At 46.4% G+C, this 634-nt stretch carries 1 protein-coding gene; it reads right to left on the bottom strand.

Going from position 1 to position 634, the window contains the following annotated elements; translation table 11 throughout:
* A partial coding sequence (locus R7R78_RS27255; protein WP_406707405.1) for an SLC13 family permease occupies positions 1–634 on the bottom strand: 634 nt, incomplete at both ends.

The raw sequence follows: 634 nt of genomic DNA, 5'->3' as shown, positions 1-634 counted from the left end.
TTCATCCATTCCGTGAAGTTCAAACCTACTTCGGCAGCAGCAATCGCGTTTGCTGGGCTACCAACTAGCGTTGCGATACCGCCGATAGAGGCGCTGTAAGCAATACCGAGAAGAACGAACAAGAATGTGTTGTGGTTTTTCTTCGCGTCCAGTTTCGTCATGACACCTAATACCAAAGGAAGCATCATTGCGGCTGTTGCTGTGTTGGAAATCCACATTGAAAGACCTGCGCTCACACCGAACAGCATAAATACCGCGACAGACATTCGACCACGAGCAATCAGCAACACTTTGTCAGCAAGTGCTTGGTCAAGTTTCTGCTTGTGCAACGCAGCGGCGAGAGCAAAGCCACCCAAGAACAAGAAGATGATTGAGTTCGAGAAGTTATTCAGTGCTGTTTGGGTGTTAAACACGCCCAAGAAGACGGCAAGCATTGGGATCAGCAAAGCAGTAATGCTGACGTGAATCGCTTCTGTTAACCAAAGAATCGCAACAAAAACTAAGATGCTGATGCCGGTTACGACTTTTGGTTCAAAGGGTAGGGTATTAAACAAGATAATGAACAGCAGAATGTTGGCATTCAAAATCATGCTGTTGCGAGTGAAGAACCAATTCTTCAATGTCACAGCGAGTG

The organism is Vibrio sp. 2134-1 (assembly GCF_033339495.1).
The sequence above is the reverse complement of the archived record's forward strand: the minus strand, read 5'-3'. Positions and strand labels throughout refer to the sequence as shown.